General features: G+C 71.3%; 3 protein-coding genes. 1 reads left to right on the top strand and 2 read right to left on the bottom strand.

Features of this window, described 5'->3' with window-relative positions:
• Positions 1-411, bottom strand: a 411-nt coding sequence (locus ABZW32_RS39680) for an aromatic acid exporter family protein (protein WP_356225766.1), incomplete at its 3' end; no start/stop codon positions are given.
• 79 nt (positions 412-490) lie between these two features.
• The gene (locus ABZW32_RS39675) at positions 491-1,072 is read right to left on the bottom strand and encodes a TetR family transcriptional regulator (protein WP_356225764.1); all 582 of its coding nucleotides are present in this window, start codon (positions 1,070-1,072) and stop codon (positions 491-493) included.
• A gap of 123 nt (positions 1,073-1,195) precedes the next feature.
• Between ABZW32_RS39675 and ABZW32_RS39670 the strand changes: the two genes are divergently transcribed.
• The gene (locus ABZW32_RS39670) at positions 1,196-2,179 is read left to right on the top strand and encodes an aldo/keto reductase (protein WP_356225762.1); all 984 of its coding nucleotides are present in this window, start codon (positions 1,196-1,198) and stop codon (positions 2,177-2,179) included.
• The last annotated feature ends 70 nt before the right edge of the window (positions 2,180-2,249 follow it).

The following is a 2,249-nucleotide window of genomic DNA, read 5'->3' as shown; positions in this document are numbered from 1 at the left end:
GCCGAGGACCAGCATCGCGCTGATGGCCACCTCCGGGACGAACTCGTCGACCCGGACCAGGTGCCCGACCACCAGTGAGGCCAGGATGACGAGCCCGAGGCTCCACCAGGTCAGGCCCACGAGCGCACTGAACCCGATCGCGACCAGGACCCCGGCCACGACCGAGTTCACCCGGCGCACCCCGGTCGTGAGCGTGGAGTACAGGGTGACCTGGACCACCAGGAGGGCCGTGAGCGGGGCCGTCAGCGGAGCGGGCTCGTCGCTGAGCCGGAGCGCGATGACGTACGACACCACCGCGGCGCCGGTGGACCGTACGCTCTGCACGACCACGGGGTCCCGCCGCCTGGACAGCAGCTGACGCAGGAGGCGGCGGCGGAGGGGAGGGGCGGGAGGACGTGCGACGTGCGGCATACCATCGCCTGTTCCCCGTCGGCCGCCGCGATCACGCCCCGAGGGCGTCGGCTCCCCGCCCGGGAGGGGAGCAGGCGTGTCAGTCGGCCGGGTTCCGCGGGGCGGGGTCGCGGACCTCGACCAGACGGGCAACGGCGTCGACCACGGCCGCACGATGGCCGGAGCGGTGCTCTTCGGCGCTCCCGCCACCACCGGTCGTGGTGTACCAGGCCTGGGCCAGGCCCAGGACCAGGATGAGCAGGTCGGCCGGGTCGTGTGTGGGGTCGACCCGCCCGTCGCGCTGCGCAGCGGCCAGGGAAGCCGCCTTGCGTGCGTACGCCTCCGCCTCCAGGGCGGTGGCCTCCGGGCGCTCCAGTCGCTTCCACATCACCAGCCGCACGAGCCGCGGGTCGGCCGTGAGGTGGTCGAAAATGGCGCCGGCGTAGCGGGGCAGGTTCCGCGCGTCGAAGGGGACCGATTCCGCGCCCTGCTCCACGGCCTGCAGGAGCACCTGGTCGAACAGGCCTTCCTTGTTGCCGTAGTAGACGTAGATCATCCGCTTGTTCGCCCCGGCCGTGTCGGCGATGCGGTCGACCCGGGCCCCGGCGATACCGTACTCGGCGAACTCGTCGAAGGCGGCCGCGAGGATACGGGCCTTCGTTGCGCTGGAATCACGTGCCATGAGCCCCAGGCTAGCAAGTAACTATCTGGTTATTGACATGGAGGCCAAGGCTCGTGCATCGTGTAGATAACCAGTTAGTTACTTCCTGGCCGGACCAGTCACTTCCCCCTCAAGGAGAACACCATGGAACTGCGCGCACTCGGCTCCCAGGGGCTGCAGGTCGGCGCCGAAGGCCTCGGCTGCATGGGCATGAGCGCCTTCTACGGGGCCACCGACGAAACCGAATCGCTCGCCACCATCGACCGGGCGCTGGAGCTGGGCGTCACCCTGCTGGACACTGCCGAGGGCTACGGCCCCTTCGTCAACGAGCAGCTGGTCGGCAAGGCCGTCGCCGGTCGCCGCGACCAGGTGGTCATCGCCACCAAGACCGGCATCGAGATCGACGACGACGGCGCCGTCCGCGGCCACAACGGCAGCCGCTCCTACATCCACCGTGCCGCCGACCGCTCGCTGCGCCACCTGGGCACCGACCACATCGATCTGTACTACCTGCACCGCGTCGACCCGGACGTGCCCATCGAGGAGAGCATCGGCGCCATGGCGGAGCTCGTCACCGCGGGCAAGGTCCGCTACCTCGGCATCAGCGAGGCCGCCGCGGCCACCATCCGGCGCGCGCACGCCGTCCACCCCCTGACGGCCGTGCAGACCGAGTACTCCCTGTTCGAGCGGGGCCTGGAGGACAACGGCGTGCAGGCCACCCTGGACGAGCTCGGCATCGGCCTGGTCGCCTACTCCCCGCTGGGCCGCGGCTTCCTGTCCGGCGCCATCACCAGCCCCGACGACTTCGCCGAGGACGACTTCCGCCGGACGGACCCCCGCTTCCAGGGGGAGAACTTCGCCCGCAACCTCGCGGTCGTCGACGCCGTCCGGCGCCTCGCGGAGGCCAAGAAGGTCACCCCCTCCCAGCTGGCCCTCGCCTGGGTGCTCCGCCGGGGCGCGGTGCCGATCCCGGGGACCAAGCGGCGCGGCTATCTGGAGGAGAACATCGCCGCCACCGGCGTGACGATCACCGATGAGGACATCGCCGCGATCGAAGCCGTCGCCCCCCGCGGCATCGCCTCCGGCGACCGCTACGCCGCGGAGTACATGCACAACCTCAACGGCTGATGGACACCCCGGCCCTGCCGTGCGGTACGGAGGCGCCCTCAGGGACCGGGCCGCCCCGTGCGGCGGGGCG

It is taken from the genome of Streptomyces sp. NPDC004667 (assembly GCF_040609475.1).
Classification (GTDB): Bacteria; Actinomycetota; Actinomycetes; order Streptomycetales; family Streptomycetaceae; genus Streptomyces.
This window is presented reverse-complemented; position numbering and strand designations above follow the sequence as displayed.

Excerpts from the sequence above, each read along its gene's own strand:
- ABZW32_RS39675 (WP_356225764.1), bottom strand. The coding sequence starts at position 1,072 with ATGGCACGTGATTCCAGCGCAACGAAGGCCCGTATCCTCGCGGCCGCC.
- ABZW32_RS39670 (WP_356225762.1), top strand. The coding sequence starts at position 1,196 with ATGGAACTGCGCGCACTCGGCTCCCAGGGGCTGCAGGTCGGCGCCGAA.